Source organism: Pseudomonas sp. YuFO8 (genome assembly GCF_035065025.1).
GTDB classification, from domain to species: domain Bacteria; phylum Pseudomonadota; class Gammaproteobacteria; order Pseudomonadales; family Pseudomonadaceae; genus Aquipseudomonas; species Aquipseudomonas putida_AE.
This window is the reverse complement of record NZ_JAXDEQ010000033.1, coordinates 51116-68405: the sequence shown is the minus strand read 5'-3', so window position 1 is coordinate 68405 and position 17290 is coordinate 51116. Positions and strand designations below refer to the sequence as shown.

The following is a 17290-nucleotide window of genomic DNA, read 5'->3' as shown; positions in this document are numbered from 1 at the left end:
GGCGGGGGACATCGGGGTGTCGGTCATCTGGGTTCTCCGGAGTACAGCCGGTGGATTCTTTGGTGCCTGGTCTTGCCCTTTCGCTGGCAAGCCAGCTCCTACAGGGGTATGCGGTCAACTGTAGGAGCTGGCTTGCCAGCGAAGGGGCCGTCAGTTACAGCACAATACTCATGCCGTCATACGCCACTTCAACTTCACGCCGATCCAGCTCCGCCCGCTGCGGTGAATCCTCATCGAGAATCGGGTTGGTGTTGTTGATGTGGATAAGTACCTTGCGCTGCGTTGGCAGCTGCTCCAGCACTTCGAGCATGCCGCCAGGGCCGTTCTGCGCCAAGTGGCCCATCTCCCGGCCGGTACGGGTGCCGACACCACGGCGCTGCATTTCGTCGTCGTCCCACAGCGTGCCGTCCACCAGCAGGCAATCGCTGGCGGCCATGATCTCCAGCAGCGGCGCGTCGACTTTGCCCAGGCCCGGTGCATAGAACAGTTTGCCTCCGGTATTGAGGTCTTCGACGATCAGGCCGATGTTGTCGCCCGGATGCGGGTCGAAGCGATGCGGCGAGTAGGGCGGCGCAGCGCTGCGCAGGGGCAGCGGGGTGAAACGCAGGTTCGGGCAGGCCGGAACGCTGAAGCTCTGGTCGAGCTCGATGCGGTTCCAGCTCAGGCCACCGTTCCAGTGGGTCAACATGTTGAACAGCGGGAAACCGGTGCTCAGGTCTTCGTGGACCATGTCGGTGCACCAGACCTGATGCGGGCAACCTTCACGCAACATGAGCAGGCCGGTGGTGTGGTCGATCTGGCTGTCCATCAGGATGATCGCGCTGATCCCGGTATCACGCAGTGCACGTCCCGGTTGCATGGGCGCGAAGCTTTGCAGTTGGGCACGGATGTCCGGGGAAGTGTTGCACAGCACCCAGTTCACGCCGTCATCGGAAATCGCGATGGACGATTGGGTGCGCGCCTGGGCCCGCAGGCTGCCGTTGCGAAAACCTGCGCAGTTCTCGCAATTGCAGTTCCACTGGGGAAAACCACCGCCAGCGGCGGAACCTAGGATCTGGACAAACATGGGCGCTCCATCATTTCAACGCTGAAAATAAAACGCCTCGGATAACCGAGGCGTTGTGCTGCATTCTGCCAGGGCAGAGATCAACGGCTTGCGAAGTACATGGTGACTTCGAAGCCGATACGCAGGTCGGTGTAAGCCGGTTTGGTCCAGGCCATCAGTTGAACTCCTTCATGTAAGGTTGGACAGCGCTATCTATATGTATAGTCCACCTCCAGTCAGAGATGTTCCAAATAGTTAGGCTGCTATGTTACTCAAAATTTCACAGGGATTGCCCGTGAAACTTTGAAAAAGCTCCTTACCGTCTGGGTAATGATCATTTTGTCGCTTGCCAAGGCGCTCCGGGTGCAGGGTTGTTCGCCAGGCAGCGCCAGCCGCCTTCGGCCCGGTTCAGGCGCTGGATCGCGGCCAGCAGTGCGCCGCGGTCGGTCAGGAGTATGGCCAGGGGTAACTGCGTCAGATAATCCGACGGGCGGCCGGCCAATTTACCCTGCCAGAGCAATTCGGCGGCTTGGCTTGTTGGCAGGGCGGCGCTGGAAAACTGATCGGCCAGGGTCTGGCGCTGGCTGATGAAGGCGCTTTCGTCGAGGGCCTGGATCAGCGCCGGCAACCCGTTCAGGAATTGTTCGATATGTTGCAAGAGCTCCGCAGCGGCCACATTCGGCGATTGCACACCCAGCAGCAGCCCGGTCTGCCCGTGGATCTGTCGCAGGGCACTGAACACCGCGTAGCCCAATTGCAATTCCACCCGCAGGCGCTGATAGAACGGCGTCTGACAGAGATGGGCGAGCAACCGCCAGGCGGCTTCGTCGGCCAGATCCTGGGTGGCTGTCGGACAGAACAGTAACAGCGCGTGTTCGCTGGAGTGGGTCGTCACGCTGCTCCACAGGTGCTGCGAATGGATTGACGGTGCCGGTGCCTGTTGCGTATCCGCTGCGCCCGGCACGCGACTCAATGCCAGGCCCATGGCCGCCTGAGTCTGCGCAGAAAAACCGCTCGCCAGGCCAGTCCAGCGAGCGCTCGACCACAGTTGTGCCAAGTTGTCGGATTCAACCGATGGCTCAAGGCAGTGATCGGGCAGCACCTTGAGTAGCTGTCGAATCGGCATCAAGGCGGGGCGGGCCGGTGATGGCGGTGACAGCCCTGCATCAGGCTGGGTCAGCAGGTTCAGCGCGTGTTCGAGTATGGACGGCATTCGCGCTTGCAGGCCGGTCATTTTCAACAGCCATTGATTGCCCGACGCAGCGAAGGAAAAATCCACGCCGGCTTCACTTGCGTCTTCACGCAGCGCTTGCAGGGTGTTTTCCAGGCGCGATTGAAGGCTGGTGCCGGGGGCCGCGTCCAGGCGCCAGCGCAGGTACAGCGCAGCTTCAGCGCCGTTTTCCGGTAGCGCCTGGCTGAACTGCATCGGCGAACGTTCGCGGCGGCTGCGTGAGCGGTCTTGGGCAAAGGTGCGCAGGCCCCGGTGGGCGCTGGTTTGTCCGCGAATCAAGCCGGCCCCTGGAGGCGCAGCTTCGGTGCGCAGGAACGGATTGGGCGCGGGGAGTTGCCACGGGCCGTTGAAGTTATCCACAGCGCCGATTTTTTCCAGAATGACCTTGAGGGCGGCAACACCGACTTCGGATAAGTCTATTTCGCGCTCTTCGATGTCCTGACGAGCCAGTTGCAAGGCACTACTTGTCTGGCGCTGGCGCAGCGCCGCGTATTCCTCGCGTAACCCGCGCCAGTCCTGTTGGGCGAAAAAGCTCAGCCAGTCCCGCAATTGCTCGCCAATCTCGCTCGCCAAAGCATTGGCGGGCAGGGTGAACTCAATGTGCAGTAAGGCTTGTTCGGCGAATTGGTACAGGGCGCGCGCCTTGAGGTTTTCAACTCGGCCCTGTTTGCGCAGTTCAGCCAGCAGCCCACCGGATTTCGCGGTGTTCAGCCAATGGCACAGAAAGCCCAGCGCTTCGGCGGATGAGTCGGGCAGTGCTTCAAGGGCAAACAGCAGGTCCAGCCGATGCTCGCCGACCTGTTGATAACTATTGCTCGCGCCTGCCATCAGCGGCGTCGGGGCTTGTTGCGGGACCTTCTCGCCGTTGGCAATGACGTTGCCGAACGCTTCGGCCAACAGCCTCAATTCATCAAGGCTCTGGGGGCCGGCAAGGCTCAAGGTCATTTGTCCGATCTGGTAATAGCGCTGGAAAAAATCCTGCAAGGCCTGCTGGAACTCGGGTTGCGGCACCGGCAGGCTGTCGCGGTTGCCCGCATGAAAACCGCGCAACGGATGAGCGTCGCTAAGCCCGTCCATCAGTGCCAGTTGCTGCTGCGCCGCGGCATCCTGGGACCAGGCGATGAACTCCGCGTGCAGCACTTCCCGTTCCCGGTGCTGGTCATCCAGCTTCATGCGCGGATGGGCGAGCATGTCCGCCAGCCGCTCCAGGCCCTGGGCAAACGCCTGGGGTGGCAACTCGAAAAAGTAATCGGTGTGGCGTTCGCAGGTTTGCGCATTCACCTGGCCGCCGTGGCGCTGGACGAAGGCCATCAACCCTTGGTCAGCGGCAAAACGCTCGGTGCCGAGAAACAGCAGGTGTTCGAGAAAGTGCGCCAGGCCCGGCCAGGCCAACGGCACATCATGGCTGCCGGCGGCAACCCGCAACGCCGCCGCGCAGCGCTTCAAATCCGGGGCATGACGCAGCGTCACCCGCAAGCCGTTGGCCAGGGTTTCAGTGTGGGGGCGAGGGGGATTCAGCGCAGGCATGAGCACTTCCAGGACAGAGAAGTGCCAATGCTAGCGGATAACGGTGGCTCAGCGCTTGTTCAGCGCGCCGTAAAGCTCGGGACGGCGATCGATCAGGTAGCGATTGGCTGCGCGGGAGTCGAGCATCAACTGGCGGTCCAGCTCACCGACAATCAGCGCCTCATCGAGTCCCGCCTGGGCGATGCGGCTGCCATCCGGTGCCGCGATGCTGCTTTGGCCACAGTAGTGGATATCGCCTTCGCTCCCGCAATAGTTGGCATAAGCCACGTAGCACTGATTCTCGTAGGCCCGGGCGCGGACGGTAACGTCAGCGATGAAGTCGAACGGGATCATGTTGGCCGTCGGTACCAGGATCAGTTCGGCGCCGGCCAGGGCCAGGCGGCGGGTATTTTCCGGGAATTCGAGGTCGTAGCAGATCAGGAAGCCGAGCTTCCAGCCATTGAGTTCAACGATGGGGAAGTCGTCCGAGCCGGCGCTGAACATCGAACGGTCGAGGTCACCGAACAGGTGCGTCTTGCGGTAATTGCACAGGCGCTCGCCATTGGCGTCGATCAGTTGCACGGCATTGTAGATCTGTCCGTCTTCGCAGCGTTCGGGATAGCCATACAGGATGGCTATCCCGGCGGTCTTGGCAATGCGCGCGATCTGTTGCGCCGATTCACCGTTGTGTACCTCCGCCAGCACGCTGACGGCATCGACGCCGATGTTGTAGCCGGTCAGGAACATCTCCGGCAGTACCAGCAAGTCGGCGCCCTTTGCCTCCAGCGCCAGCTGATGCAGGCGTTGAAGGTTGCCGGCGACATCCAGGGGCAACGGTGGACATTGGTAAAGGGCTACGCGCATTTCGGATTCCTCTTACTCGGGCAGGGCGATCGGGCCGATTTCGTTGAACACATCTCCTGGACCCGGATTCTCGGCGTGAGTTGCACCGCCGAAGTGTTTCATGATGCCCCACACCGCATTGAGCGAGGTCTGTACCGCGCCTTCGACCCAGGCCGGGGTCCACGAAACGTCGTCGCCGGCGATGAAAATCCCGCGCTGTTCGGCCGGCATGTCGTCCTGCATGAAATGCGCGTACATGCGTTGGTTGTAGCGATAGTGGCCGGGCAGGGCACCCTTGAAGGCGCCGAGGAAATGCGGGTCGGCTTCCCAGGACACGGTGATCGGATCACCGATGATGCGCGCGGCGATGTCGACTTTCGGGTAGATCTTTTTCAGCGCATCCAACGCCAGCTTCACGCGTTTTTCCACCGGATGCGGGAGCATTTTCAACGCGTCGCTCATCCACGAATACGACAGGCAAATCACCCCGGGCTTGTCGTCGCCGTTGTCGAACAGGTAGGTGCCGCGGGTTAGGCGATCGGTCAGGGTCATGCTCATCAGGTCGCGGCCGGTTTCCGGATCCTTGTCCTTCCAGAACGGGCGGTCGACCATCACGAAGGTTTTCGACGACTGCATGTAACGGGTGCGGTCCAGGGCCATCCACATCTTCTGCGAGAACAGGGTTTCGTCGCATTCGATCTGGGTGGTCAGCAGCCAGCTCTGGCAGGTAGTCAGCACCGCGGCGTATTCGCGGGTGTCGCCGTTGTTGTCGGTGACCGCAAAACGGCCGTCCGGCGCGTGGGCGATCTTCTTCACGCCGGAACGTGGCGCGCCGCTGTGCAACGACTTGAGGCTGGTACCCTGCGGCCAGTGCACACAGCGCTCAGGGACATGGCGCCAGATGCCCTGTGGTACCTGTTCGACGCCTCCGACCACCAGATGCTGGTGATCGTCGCAGTTGGTCATCACCACGCGGAAGATTTCCAGCATCGAGTTGGGGAAGTCCGAGTCCCAACCACCGGTACCGAAACCGACCTGGCCGAACACTTCACGGTGATGGAACGACAGCTTTGCGAAGGCTTCGGAGGTGGCCACGAAATCGTAGAAGGTGCGGTCGTCCCACAACGGCACGAGGGTGTTCCACAGCTCCTTGAGGCGCGGTACGTTGCGGTCGCGAATGGCCTGCTGGATATCGGCGAACTGCGAGCCCGCTTCCAGGGCATCGGCCCAGGCGTCGGCGACTTCCTGGAACAGTGCAGGAAGATCCGCCAGTTTCTGTGCGTAATGGGTCTTGCCTTCCAGGTCGATGACGGTGCTGCCGGAGGCCGGTGTCAGCGGGTTGGGGAAGGGTTTGGTTTCAAGGTTCAGCTTGTCGACATAGTGATAGAACGCGGTGGACGATACCGGGAAGCGCATGCCGCCCAACTCGGCGACGATGCCGTCGGTGCCATTGAACGCCTGGGAGCGCAGGCGCCCGCCCAGCTTCGAGGCCTCATAGACCACGGGCTTGAGACCCAGCTTCATCAACTCGTATGCGGCCACCAGCCCGGCGATACCGGCGCCGACAATCGCCACTTCGGCACCGTGATGGTGCTCGGGAATGCTGCCCAGGCCGGCCGGGTGTTCGATCCAGTCGTCGAAGGCGAAAGGAAAGTCCGGACCGAAAATGGTGATCGGTTTTTTACCGTCTGCAGGATGGCGATTGTTCTTGTTCATGGCTGACCTTGCTGGCGACCCGACGCGGAATGCGCATCTGAGTATAGGAAAAGATGCCAGCCATTCTAGAGAGCACCGAACACGTTAATAAGACGCAAAGTGTCGTCGTTTTGCCAGATTTCTGATCAGTATGACGAGATAACTGCGCACACTGACCACTGTAGGAGCTGGCTTGCCAGCGATGAGGCCTTTGAATCTTGTGTTGATGGTCCGGACGCCTTCGCTGGCAAGCCAGCTCCTACAGGTTCTTTGCAGGCCAGCCAGACAGCCATAACCACAGGAAAAATCTTAAACCGGCTGCCCCCGATCAATCTTGCTGCTCAAGATGATCGACGTTGTCGTCTTCTCCACCCCATCCACACTGCCAATCTGATCCAGCAACTCATCCAGCTGCTCCGGCGAATCGCTGCGCAACCAGGCCACATAATCAAATTCTCCACTCACCGCACACAACTGCTGCACCTGGGCCATCGCACTCAGGCGCCGCAACACCTCCTTGCCGGAACGCGGCTGCACGGTAATCCCCACATACGCCTGCAGCCCGCCATCCACCACGCGCTGGCCGAGCCGCACGCCGTAGCCGGTGATGACCTTGGCCTTTTCCAGCCGCGCCAGGCGCGACGTGACGGTGGTGCGCGCGATGCCCAGTTGCCGGGCGAGCATGGCCACGCTTTCGCGGGCGTTGATCTGCAGGGCCGCAATCAGCTGACGGTCGATTTCGTCGAGAACGGGCGGGCGAATGTCGGGCAAGGCGGTCTCCAGCGGCTTGGATCAATGTGCAGGCATGTTACAGGCACATCCCCCGCAGCGCTCGCGACGCCAACATCCTGCTGACCGTGGGCGATATCGATCAGAAAAGCCAACGCCATTTCAGGACGTGTCTGACATACGTGGCAGGACCCCCTTGCCGATCATTGATTCTTTCCGTGACGTCGGGTCGCGGAGAGGTCTTAAGGTGCCAGGGGCGAATGGAAAGGGTCTCGTTCGATGTTGATCAGGTGTACTGCATATCCTTGAGTGAGCGCCATGACCGGCGGCAACTGTTCCGAAGCAGCGTCGCAACGCTCATTTCAAACCCGATCGAGTTCTTCATTGCCCAGCGCAACAGCGAACCGATCCGAGGCTGTTACGAATCACATCAGGCACTGGCCAGAAAAGTCCTGGCCGAAGGTTGGCAACGGGTGTTGATATTCGAGGACGATGCCAAGCCCTATGGGCTTCATCCGATACAGGTGCGTTGGGTGAACCGGTTCATTCGCCGTAACAGGTTTGAGGCGTTGCACCTGGGGTACAGCATGGGTCGTACGTGGCTGACATGGTTCCCGTTCATTGCCCGCGGCAACGTGGTGGCACTGCACGCCTACATCCTCTCCCGCGAAGGCTGCAGGGTGCTGGCCCAAACTCCCTACGTCGGAGTACCAGTCGATGTCCTGTTCAAACGGCAGATCAAACAACATTGTGTATTTCCCATGCTGTTTCGCCAGCACGCAGCGGCGGTGACAGGCAGCGACATCGAGGCGCGCGCGGTGAATGAAGATGAATGGTGGGAACGCAACTGGAAGAAACACAAACGCTCGGTGTGGAAAAACCTCTGGCGCACCCTGGTTCGATTCAGGTTTTGATGATTGACCCGGAGTCCGCATTTGGTCTGTGATGTATGACAGCTCAATTGTGGTCGTGACACGAGGGACAGGTCATGTCGAAGAAAATGCCTCCTGCTGTACGGGCTCGTGCCTGGGAGATTGCCCATCACGAAATGGGCCACTACGTCGTCGCCCGTGCCTTGGGTTTTGCCACGGGTAGCGTGAGCCTGACAGTGACCATGGACTTACGGCATCACGGCGGGGCGTCCGTTAGCCTGGTGCGGGCGATTTCTTCGATGGAGGCCATGAAGCAACATCTGGAGGCCCGGATGATCGTCCTTCTGGCTGGCGCAATGGCGCAGACACTGCCTGCAAAATCTTCAGCCGGGCAACGCGTCGACAAGTCGAAAGCCACAGCCATCCTCAAGGGAGAGCAGGGGGCGGAGCAGGATTACGCAAAGATCAGGGAGCTGCAGCATCTACTGCGCAATTTGCTTTATCCCGAGACCGATCCGGCGGCGTCCGAGCGTATAACCGCTGAACTTAAAATTCTGACGGATCGCGCGTGGCAGCGGACTCAAGACATCGTGGAAGAACTGTCCGGGACCATTACCGAACTGGCAGCGGCCTTGGTGGGCGGCATGGTTATCGTCGAGCAGTGGGGGCGGGCGGCGGATACGTATGAGGTCGTGTTGACGGGGCAGATGCTTGAGCGGCTGCGGGCGGTGCAGGCGATACCCGTGTTACATGTTTGAATAGGCCTGCGTTAGGGTCCAACACGCTGGCAGGCCGTACCGTGTGCTGTACGCGTTCGGGACGGCGCTGCGCGATTCTGCTGATCGGGGGTGATAAAACCGGCCAGGAGCGTTGGTATACGGACCATGTGCCGCTAGCCGAGCGTATCTTCGACGAGCACTTGGAAACATTGAAGAAAGAGGGCTATGAAAATGGCTAAAAAATTTGCTGATTTGGTGGCGCGTCGAGCTCCAGAGTCTCAATCGCGTGTCGAGGCTTTGCATCAGAACCTGCGAGCTCAAATGCCATTGCACGAGTTGCGCCAGGCGCAAGCGTTGAGTCAGGACTCGCTGGCCAAAACACTTCATGTCAACCAGGCGGCGATATCCAAGATGGAGCGGCGTACAGACATGTACATCAGTACTTTGCGCAACTACATCCGCGCAATGGGTGGCGAGTTGGAAATCATTGCCACCTTCCCGGACGGTCAGGTAAAGATCGAGAACTTTGCCAACTGAGCGGTTAGACAATGGCGACTGATTCGAACCCTTCAGATACGCAAAAGCCGCGCATTGCGCGGCTTTCTTGTTTGGTGGGCCCACACGGACTTGAACCGTGGACCAAAGGATTATGAGTCCTCTGCTCTGACCAACTGAGCTATAGGCCCCATTGGTCGCGGATTATAGCGATGGTTTCGCGGCTGTGCTATCCGAAAAATCTGAAACTACTGTACGAAGGAACGTTGCGGCAAATTCGTCGGGGGGCAGGGGCAGGCTGACGATGTAGCCCTGGATCTGCTCACAGCCTTCGGCGGCCAGGAATTGCTGCTGCGCCTGGGTTTCGACGCCCTCGGCGATGACCGTGAATTGCATACTGCGGCCGAGGGCGATGATGGCGCGCACGATCGCGGCGTCGTGGGGGTCATCCGGCAGGCCGCGGACGAAGGATTGGTCGATCTTGAGAATGTCCAGCGGCAGGCGCTTGAGGTAGCTCAGCGAGGAGTAGCCGGTGCCGAAGTCGTCGATCGCCAGTTGCACGCCCAGGTGCTTGAGTTGGTGCAGCACCGCCAGCGCTTCTTCGGCCTGGCTCATGATGAAATTTTCGGTGATTTCCAGTTGCAGGTAGCCGGGGTTGAGGCGGTTGTCCTTGAGCAGCTGCTCGATGCGCCCCAGCAGGTTTGGTTGGCGCAGCTGGGCACCGGCGAGGTTGACCGACAGCGGGCCGAGGCCTTCGTACATCTGGTTCCATTCAAACATCTGCCGGCATGCGGTCTCGAGAACCCAATCGCCGATCTGCAGGATCATGCCGTTTTCTTCGGCAAGCGAAATGAAATGTTCGGGCGGTACGTCGCCAAAGGTCGGATGACGCCAGCGAATCAGCGCTTCGGCTCCCACCAGGCGATAGTCCTCGAGGCTGATCTTGGGTTGGTAGCACAGGTGCAGTTCATTGCGCTCGATGGCGCGGCGCAGTTCGTGCTCCAGCGCCACGCGCTCGCTGGCCTGGGCGGTGAGGTCGAAGGTATAGCTTTCGACACGGTTGCGGCCCTTGGCCTTGGAGCGGTACATCGCCGCATCGGCATTCTTGATCAGCGTGGCCACGTCGCAGCCGTCCTTGGGGTACAGGCTCGTGCCGATGCTGGAACTGATGAAAAACTCATGTTCGCCGGCCTGGAACGGCGCGGTAAAGCAGTTGAGCAGCTTGGTGGCGATGTTGTCGGCGTCGCTGGCTTGCTGCAGGCCGGGGAGCAGGATGATGAATTCGTCGCCGCCCAGGCGCGCGACGGTGTCGATGTCGCGCAACTGGTCCTTGAGGCGCACGGCAATGCCCTTGAGCAACAGATCGCCGACCGGGTGGCCGAGGCTGTCGTTGATGTGCTTGAAGCGGTCCAGATCGAGGAACAGCACCGCCCCCTGGCCGCCGTTTTCCTTCTGGTGATTGAGGGCGTTGAGTAAACGGCTCTCGAACAGCGTGCGGTTGGGCAGGCCGGTCAGCGGGTCGTGGTGAGCCTGGTAGTCGAGTTTGGCCTGGGCGTGTTTGAGGCTGGAAATGTCGGCGAACACGGCCACGAAGTGGGTGATGAAATTTTCGCGATTGCGCACGGCGCTGATGGTCAGCCAGCTCGGATAGAGTTCGCCATTCTTGCGTCGGTTGGAAATCTCGCCTTGCCAATGACCTTCGGCGGTCAGTTGATGCCACATGGCGGCGTAGAACGCGCTGTCATGCAGGCCCGAGGCAAGCAGGCGCGGAGTGTGGCCCAGTGCTTCGCTTTCGCTGTAGCCGGTGATTTCGCTAAAGGCACGGTTGACTGCGCTGATGTGCTGCTGGGTATCGGTGATCAGCACGCCTTCTGCGGTGCTCTCGAATACCGTGGCGGCCTGTTGCAGTTTTTCCTGCATCAGGTGGCGCTCGGTGATGTCCCGGGCAATGGTCAGCATGCAGTCGTCGTCACCGATTGGCAGCGGACGACTGGAGACCTCGCAGAGGCGGATCTGCCCGTCGCTGCGGCGGATATGGCAGCTGAAGTCTCGGACGAAACCGTCCCGGTGCAACAGGTCGAGCATTTGTTTACGTTCGTTGAGGTTGACCCAGATCCCCAGGTCCAGAGCCGAGCGATCCACGGACATTGCGCTGTTGAAACCGGTAATGCGGCTGAAGCCCTCGTTGACCTCGATCAGCAGGCCATCGCTTTGCCGGGACAGCAACAGGCCGTCCGGCGAGGCGTGGAACGCCTTGGCGAATTTCTCTTCGGAGGTTTGCAGTTGTTGCTGGGTTTCCTTGAGCTGGGTGATGTCGCGCACCACGACCACCAGCGCCGGGGTCGTGTCGAGGTCGAACGGTTCGGCAGAGATCAGGCCGGTGAACACTTGGCCATTGCTGCGGCGAAAGGGCATCTCCAGGTTGCGGATGCTGCCGGCCTGTAAGCGCTGCAGCAGCCCGGGCCCGACGCCCGGGATGCCCCAGATGTTGAGGTTGGTGGCGGTCTGGCCGATAACGTCCTCGGCCCTGAGGCCGATCTGATCTTCGAACGCCTCGTTGACCTCCAGCAGGCAGCCGTCGCTGAGGCGTGCGATCACGAGGATGTCCGGGCATTGCTGGAATACCGAAGCGAACTTCTGTTCAGACTGGCGCAGTGCTTCTTCGGTGCGCTTGGTTTCGCTGATGTCGATCATCAGGCCGCGCATCACCGGCTCATGACCGTGTTCGATCAGGCTGACGATGTCGCGGACCCACAAGCAACGCCCGTCAGCGGTGATGACCCGGTAATCGAGGCTGTGGTCTCGCCCGGCCAGCACTTCGTGGTCGCAGAAGCTCTGCGCGCGGGTGAGGTCGGCGGGGTGGATGATGTTGCGCCAGAAGCCGGGGATCAACCAGTGGGACAGAGGGTAACCGAGCAGGTCTTCGGCGTGGGGCGACACATAGCTGTAGGTGAAGTCGCTCATCCGCGCTTCCCAGGCGATGGCCGACAGACTCTCCACCAGCCCGCGGTAATGGTATTCGCTGCTGCGCAGTTCCTGCTCCAGATCGACCCTGCGGGCGATTTCCGAACTCAAGCGACGGTTGACGCGGATCACTCCAGCCAGCACGAGGATCAGCAGCAGTAGCCCAGGCAGGCCGTAGATCAGCAGATCGGACCAGAATGTTCGGTGATCGAGAACGTTGCCCACCCATTGCTCCTGGATCGAGCTGATTTCAGCAGGCGACATGTCGGCCAGGACTTTATCCAGGATGCCGACCAACATCTTGTTGTCCCGTGGTACGCCCATGGCCAACTGATAGCGGTAGGGGGTTTCGCCGCTGACATACAGCCCGTCGAGCTTGAGCTGGCGCAAACTCCAGATGCTGGAGGCGAGATCGCCTACCACGGCGTCCACTTCATCGGTGGCCAGCGCCTGCAAGGCTGAACTGACGTTGGGCATCGCCACCAGGTTCAGATCGGGATTGTGGGTACGCAACAGTTCGTGGGGCGCGTAGTTTTCCACCACGGCGATTTTCAGCCCGTACAGGTCTTTGAGTTTACGCGGCTGGGCGCCTCCGACATGCGCCAGGATGACGATCGGGAAATCCAGGTAGGGGCGGGTGAATGACAGGTAGGCCTGGCGTTCCGGGGTCGACATGATGCCCGGCAAAAGGTCCAGCTTGCCTTGTTTGGCCTGGTCCAGCACGACCGTCCAGCTCACGGGCTCGATGGGTGTGAGCTTGATGGCCAGTCGCTCGCGAATCAGGTCGATATAATCTGCCGCAAGGCCCTGGTAACGCCCCTGGTCGTCGCGAAACTCAAAGGGGGGCCAGGACGCATCGACACCCAGGCGCAGGTCCGGGTGGGCCGCAAGCCAGCTACGTTCTTCGTCGGTTAGAGTCAGCGCGCCAGCCGTTGCGGTCCAGGAAATCAGCGACAGCAAAAAAAACACGGTCGGCAGTCTGGGCATAACGGTCTCGTTATGGCTCGGGGAATGTTTCGAGTGTAGACGGGCAAAACGGCGGGTGGGGTGGTGCGGGGGATTTAATCTGCACAAAACAAAACCCCCGGCCTGGGCCGGGGGTTCTGGTGTCACTCGTCGAGGAAGGAGCGCAAGTGCTCGCTTCTCGTCGGGTGGCGCAGCTTGCGCAGCGCCTTGGCTTCGATCTGACGAATCCGTTCACGGGTCACGTCGAACTGCTTACCAACCTCCTCGAGGGTGTGGTCGGTATTCATGTCGATTCCGAAGCGCATGCGCAGTACCTTGGCTTCACGGGCAGTGAGGCCGGACAACACTTCGCGAGTCGCTTCCTTGAGGCTCTCAACGGTCGCGACATCGATTGGCGACTGCATCGTCGAGTCTTCGATGAAGTCACCCAGATGGGAGTCTTCGTCATCACCGATCGGGGTTTCCATGGAGATCGGCTCTTTAGCGATCTTCAATACCTTGCGGATCTTGTCCTCAGGCATTTCCATGCGTTCGCCCAGCTCTTCCGGGGTCGGTTCGCGACCCATTTCCTGCAGCATCTGGCGGGAAATGCGGTTGAGCTTGTTGATCGTCTCGATCATGTGCACCGGAATACGGATGGTGCGGGCCTGGTCGGCGATCGAGCGAGTGATCGCCTGACGGATCCACCAGGTGGCATAAGTCGAGAACTTGTAGCCGCGACGGTATTCGAACTTGTCTACCGCTTTCATCAGGCCGATGTTGCCTTCCTGGATCAGATCGAGGAATTGCAGGCCACGGTTGGTGTACTTCTTGGCGATGGAGATCACCAGACGCAAGTTCGCTTCGACCATCTCTTTCTTCGCGCGGCGGGCCTTGGCCTCACCGATCGACATGCGACGGTTGATGTCCTTGATCTCGGCGATCGTCAAACCGGTTTCGGTTTCCAGCGCGGTCAGCTTCTGCTGGCAACGAATGATGTCCGGCTGCAGGCGACCAATGGCTTCGGCGTATTTGCTCTTGCCTTTGGCCAGTGCGTCAGACCAGCTTTCGTCGACTTCGTTGCCCGGGAACTGGCGCAGGAAGTCGGCACGCGGCATGCGCGCATCACGAACGCAGAGCTGCATGATTGCACGCTCTTGCTGACGCAGACGATCCAGGGCACTGCGCACACGCTCGACCAGGCCTTCGAATTGCTTCGGAACCAGTTTGATCGGCATGAACAGTTCGGCCAGTGCCAACAGCTCGGCAATTGCCAGCTTGTTGTGGCGACCGTGCTTTTTCAGCGCCTTGCGGGTGATTTCCATCTGATCGGCGACAGCGCCAAAACGCTGGGCGGCGATGATCGGATCCGGACCGCTTTCGGCTTCTTCTTCGTCATCGGAAGCTTCGGCGTCATCGTCTTCGGCATCGTCATCCGCTTTCGCGGCCTTGGCGTCGATCGGCGGCGGTACTTCCGCCGCAGGCGGCGCAATACCATCGTCCGGGTCGATATAACCGCTCAGGACGTCGGACAAGCGGCCACCTTCGGTGGTGACGCGAGTGTATTCGGAGAGAATATGATCAACCGTGCCAGGGAAGTGCGCGATTGCGCTCATCACTTCACGGATGCCCTCTTCAATACGTTTGGCGATTTCGATTTCGCCTTCACGAGTGAGGAGCTCGACCGTACCCATTTCGCGCATGTACATGCGCACCGGGTCGGTAGTGCGACCAATGTCGGTCTCGACCGCTGCCAACGCAGCAGCTGCCTCTTCGGCCGCGGCTTCGTCGGTATCGGCGTCGGCCAGCATAAGGGAATCCTTATCTGGCGCAACCTCGAATACGTTGATCCCCATGTCGTTGATCATGCGGATGATGTCTTCCACCTGTTCCGGATCTGAAATATCCTCCGGCAGGTGGTCGTTGACCTCCGCGTAAGTCAGGTAGCCCTGCTCACGACCAAGTGTGATCAACTCTTTGATACGAGACTGCTGTTGCGCTTTTCCGGACATAACACCCTATCCACTGAAGGTCTTGGCGGGCAAAAAACAAGCCGAGGATTATACCTGAGCTATGACCTCACGCGCCAGTTGAGGTCGGGCTTGATGCGGAAACATTGCGACTTAATAGGTCGCGCAGTTGGTTTTTCTCTTCTGTGCTCAGCTCGCTTTGTCGGGCTTTCCTGAGCAGTTGTTCCAGATTTCGCTCGCGTTGGCGGGCTGACAAGCTAGTAATGGTGTCGAAAAACTGTTGTTCAAGGTTATCTCCGTCAATCAGCCATTCCTTTTCCGCCAGCGCCTTGAGCAAACGTCCTTGCTCCGTGCCGTGCCAGCGCGCAATCAACTGAAATGAGTTTAGCTTGGGATTCTTCTGTACGGCTTCGAGCAGCGCCACCAGCAGTTGCGTGTTGGTGTGGTCCTCGGCGGCAAAATGCCCGGCATCCTCGACTTTTTCGGCCAGTTGCGGGTGGTGGAGCAGCGTGCGCAACGCGGCGAGCGTCGGAGGCTCTACGGCCGCCGGCACCCTGGGCGCGCGGGGTTGATCGCGATCACCACCCCGCTTGCCGTTCTTGTCCCACGGCTTCTTGTCCCATTTCTTGCCGCCTGCGCCGGGTTTCTTCGGCGTCCATTCCTGCTGCGGTACGTACATTTCCTGCGATTGCGGCTGATGATAGTCGCTGTAGTCGGGCATCGCGTCGTAATCGATGCCCGGATCGTAGGCCGGTGGCGCTTCTTGCGGAGCGCTTTGCACCAGCTGACTGACGGCTTCCCCGCTCAGGCCGGTGATTTCGCTGAGGCGCTGGCGCATCAGGATTCGCAGGTTGGCCCCTGGCACTTTGTCGATCAGCGGTGCTGCCAGGGTGGCCATGTGGGCCTTGCCTTCGAGTGAGCGCGGGTCGGCTTCTTCCGTCAGTTGCTGGAAAAAATAATCGGCCAATGGCTGCGCGTGCTGGTTGATGCGTGCGCGGAAGGCGTCGGTGCCTTCGGAGCGGACCAGGGTGTCCGGGTCTTCGCCTTCGGGCAGGAACAGGAATCGCGCGCGACGGCCATCCTGCAGGCTCGACAGCGTGGCTTCGAGGGCTCGCCTGGCGGCGTTGCGGCCGGCCTGGTCGCCGTCGAAGCAGAACAGCACGCTGGGCACGACGCGAAACAGCCGTTTCATGTGCTCTTCGCTGGTGGCGGTGCCCAGGGTCGCGACGGCATTGCGCAAGCCTTGCTGGGCGAGGGCGATGACGTCCATGTAGCCCTCGACGACGATGATTTCGTCGAGGTTGCGGTTGTTCTTGCGCGCTTCGTACAGGCCGTAGAGTTCCTGGCCTTTATGGAAGACCGGGGTTTCCGGCGAGTTGAGATACTTGGGCTTGTCGTCGCCCAGCACCCGGCCGCCAAACGCGATGATGCGCCCGCGACTGTCGCGGATCGGGAACATCACGCGATCACGAAAGCGGTCGTAGCGTTTGCCGGTTTCGGCGTTTTCGATCAGCAGGCCGGCATCGATCATGGCTTTTTGTTGCAGGGTGTCGCTGCTCAAGTGCTTGAACAGGTTGTCCCAGCCAGGTGGCGCAAAACCGAGGCCGAAGTCCCGGGCGATTTCACCGGTCAGCCCGCGACCTTTCAGGTAGTCCACTGCGGCTTTGCGCGCCGGATGGCTTTTCAGGGCCTGGCGATAGAAGTCGGCGGCGGCCGTAAGCAACGGGTACAGCGGCGAATCGGTGGGCTGGCGCGGCTTGTGCGAGCGCCCGCTTTCTTCCCGGGGGATTTCCATCCCGGCGGCCTTGGCCAGTTCTTCGACAGCCTGGGGGAAGTCCAGGTTGTCGTGGTCCATGATGAAACCCAGGGCGTTACCGCCAGCGCCGCAGCCGAAGCAGTAATAGAACTGCTTGTCGGGGCTCACGCTGAAAGAGGGTGTTTTCTCTTTGTGGAACGGGCAACAGGCCGTATGGTTCTTGCCGGCCTTTTTCAGTTGCAGGCGCGAGCTGACCACGTCGACGATGTCGGTGCGGTTCAGAAGGTCGTCAATGAAGCTCTGGGGAATCAGCCCGGCCATGGCGTTCTCGTCGTCTGCGCTGAAAAGGAACCGAAGCGAAGGGTAGCTGAGCGCGGGTCATTGCTTGAGGCACGCAAAATGTGCTGCTCGACCGGTATCGCCTGCATAATCGCTGTCGGGAAGTGTATCTGCCGAAAATCCACTGACGTAACTACTCATCAGTATTCGACTGTTTGAAAGTGTTGCGCTGAATCCGGCT

The 17290-nt window shown here is 60.3% G+C and carries 12 protein-coding genes, 1 tRNA gene and 1 pseudogene; 4 read left to right on the top strand and 10 right to left on the bottom strand.

What is annotated here, in order from left to right:
- Nucleotides 1–154 precede the first annotated feature (154 nt).
- The 6 genes from pqqB to SOP95_RS23925 all read right to left on the bottom strand — a co-directional run bounded on the left by pqqB (nt 155) and on the right by SOP95_RS23925 (nt 7091).
- Nucleotides 155–1066 (bottom strand): pyrroloquinoline quinone biosynthesis protein PqqB, encoded by a 912-nt coding sequence (gene pqqB / locus SOP95_RS23950; RefSeq protein ID WP_274077741.1) that lies wholly within the window; start codon nt 1064–1066, stop codon nt 155–157.
- Between the two features lie 80 nt (nt 1067–1146).
- Nucleotides 1147–1221: a pyrroloquinoline quinone precursor peptide PqqA gene (gene pqqA, locus SOP95_RS23945; protein ID WP_003444522.1), complete on the bottom strand. Its 75-nt coding sequence runs from the start codon at nt 1219–1221 to the stop codon at nt 1147–1149.
- 158 nt (nt 1222–1379) lie between these two features.
- Nucleotides 1380–3803: a pyrroloquinoline quinone biosynthesis protein PqqF gene (gene pqqF, locus SOP95_RS23940; RefSeq protein WP_323608546.1), complete on the bottom strand. Its 2424-nt coding sequence runs from the start codon at nt 3801–3803 to the stop codon at nt 1380–1382.
- 48 nt (nt 3804–3851) lie between these two features.
- The gene (locus tag SOP95_RS23935; protein ID WP_323608545.1) at nt 3852–4646 is read right to left on the bottom strand and encodes a carbon-nitrogen hydrolase family protein; all 795 of its coding nucleotides are present in this window, start codon (nt 4644–4646) and stop codon (nt 3852–3854) included.
- Between the two features lie 12 nt (nt 4647–4658).
- A complete protein-coding gene (locus SOP95_RS23930) occupies nt 4659–6341 on the bottom strand; it encodes a flavin monoamine oxidase family protein (RefSeq protein WP_323608544.1) in 1683 nt (560 codons plus the stop codon).
- A 288-nt stretch (nt 6342–6629) separates the two neighbouring features.
- Nucleotides 6630–7091, bottom strand: coding sequence for an Lrp/AsnC family transcriptional regulator (locus SOP95_RS23925; protein WP_274077737.1), 462 nt, complete (start codon nt 7089–7091; stop codon nt 6630–6632).
- Between the two features lie 218 nt (nt 7092–7309).
- On the opposite strand from SOP95_RS23925, the gene SOP95_RS23920 reads away from it, so the two are divergent.
- The 4 genes and pseudogenes from SOP95_RS23920 (at nt 7310) to SOP95_RS23905 (ending at nt 9177) form a co-directional block, all read left to right on the top strand.
- Nucleotides 7310–7963: a hypothetical protein gene (locus SOP95_RS23920; RefSeq protein ID WP_323608543.1), complete on the top strand. Its 654-nt coding sequence runs from the start codon at nt 7310–7312 to the stop codon at nt 7961–7963.
- A gap of 74 nt (nt 7964–8037) precedes the next feature.
- Nucleotides 8038–8679, top strand: coding sequence for a site-2 protease family protein (locus tag SOP95_RS23915; protein WP_323608542.1), 642 nt, complete (start codon nt 8038–8040; stop codon nt 8677–8679).
- A 10-nt stretch (nt 8680–8689) separates the two neighbouring features.
- Nucleotides 8690–8879 (top strand): annotated as a pseudogene (locus tag SOP95_RS23910) (type II toxin-antitoxin system RelE/ParE family toxin); the annotation flags it as partial.
- The gene (locus tag SOP95_RS23905) at nt 8872–9177 is read left to right on the top strand and encodes an XRE family transcriptional regulator (RefSeq protein WP_323608547.1); all 306 of its coding nucleotides are present in this window, start codon (nt 8872–8874) and stop codon (nt 9175–9177) included. The pseudogene SOP95_RS23910 and the gene SOP95_RS23905, both read left to right, overlap by 8 nt.
- Before the next feature lie 72 nt (nt 9178–9249).
- Here the strand turns inward: SOP95_RS23905 and SOP95_RS23900 are convergent.
- The 4 genes from SOP95_RS23900 to dnaG form a co-directional block, all read right to left on the bottom strand.
- Nucleotides 9250–9326: transfer RNA gene (locus tag SOP95_RS23900), tRNA-Ile, on the bottom strand.
- Nucleotides 9327–9339: 13 nt separating this feature from the next.
- Complete coding sequence (locus SOP95_RS23895) at nt 9340–13086, bottom strand: bifunctional diguanylate cyclase/phosphodiesterase (protein ID WP_323608541.1); 3747 nt, start codon at nt 13084–13086, stop codon at nt 9340–9342.
- A gap of 122 nt (nt 13087–13208) precedes the next feature.
- Nucleotides 13209–15056, bottom strand: coding sequence for an RNA polymerase sigma factor RpoD (gene rpoD, locus SOP95_RS23890; protein WP_274077733.1), 1848 nt, complete (start codon nt 15054–15056; stop codon nt 13209–13211).
- 67 nt (nt 15057–15123) lie between these two features.
- Nucleotides 15124–17091: a DNA primase gene (gene dnaG, locus SOP95_RS23885; protein WP_323608540.1), complete on the bottom strand. Its 1968-nt coding sequence runs from the start codon at nt 17089–17091 to the stop codon at nt 15124–15126.
- Nucleotides 17092–17290 lie beyond the last annotated feature (199 nt).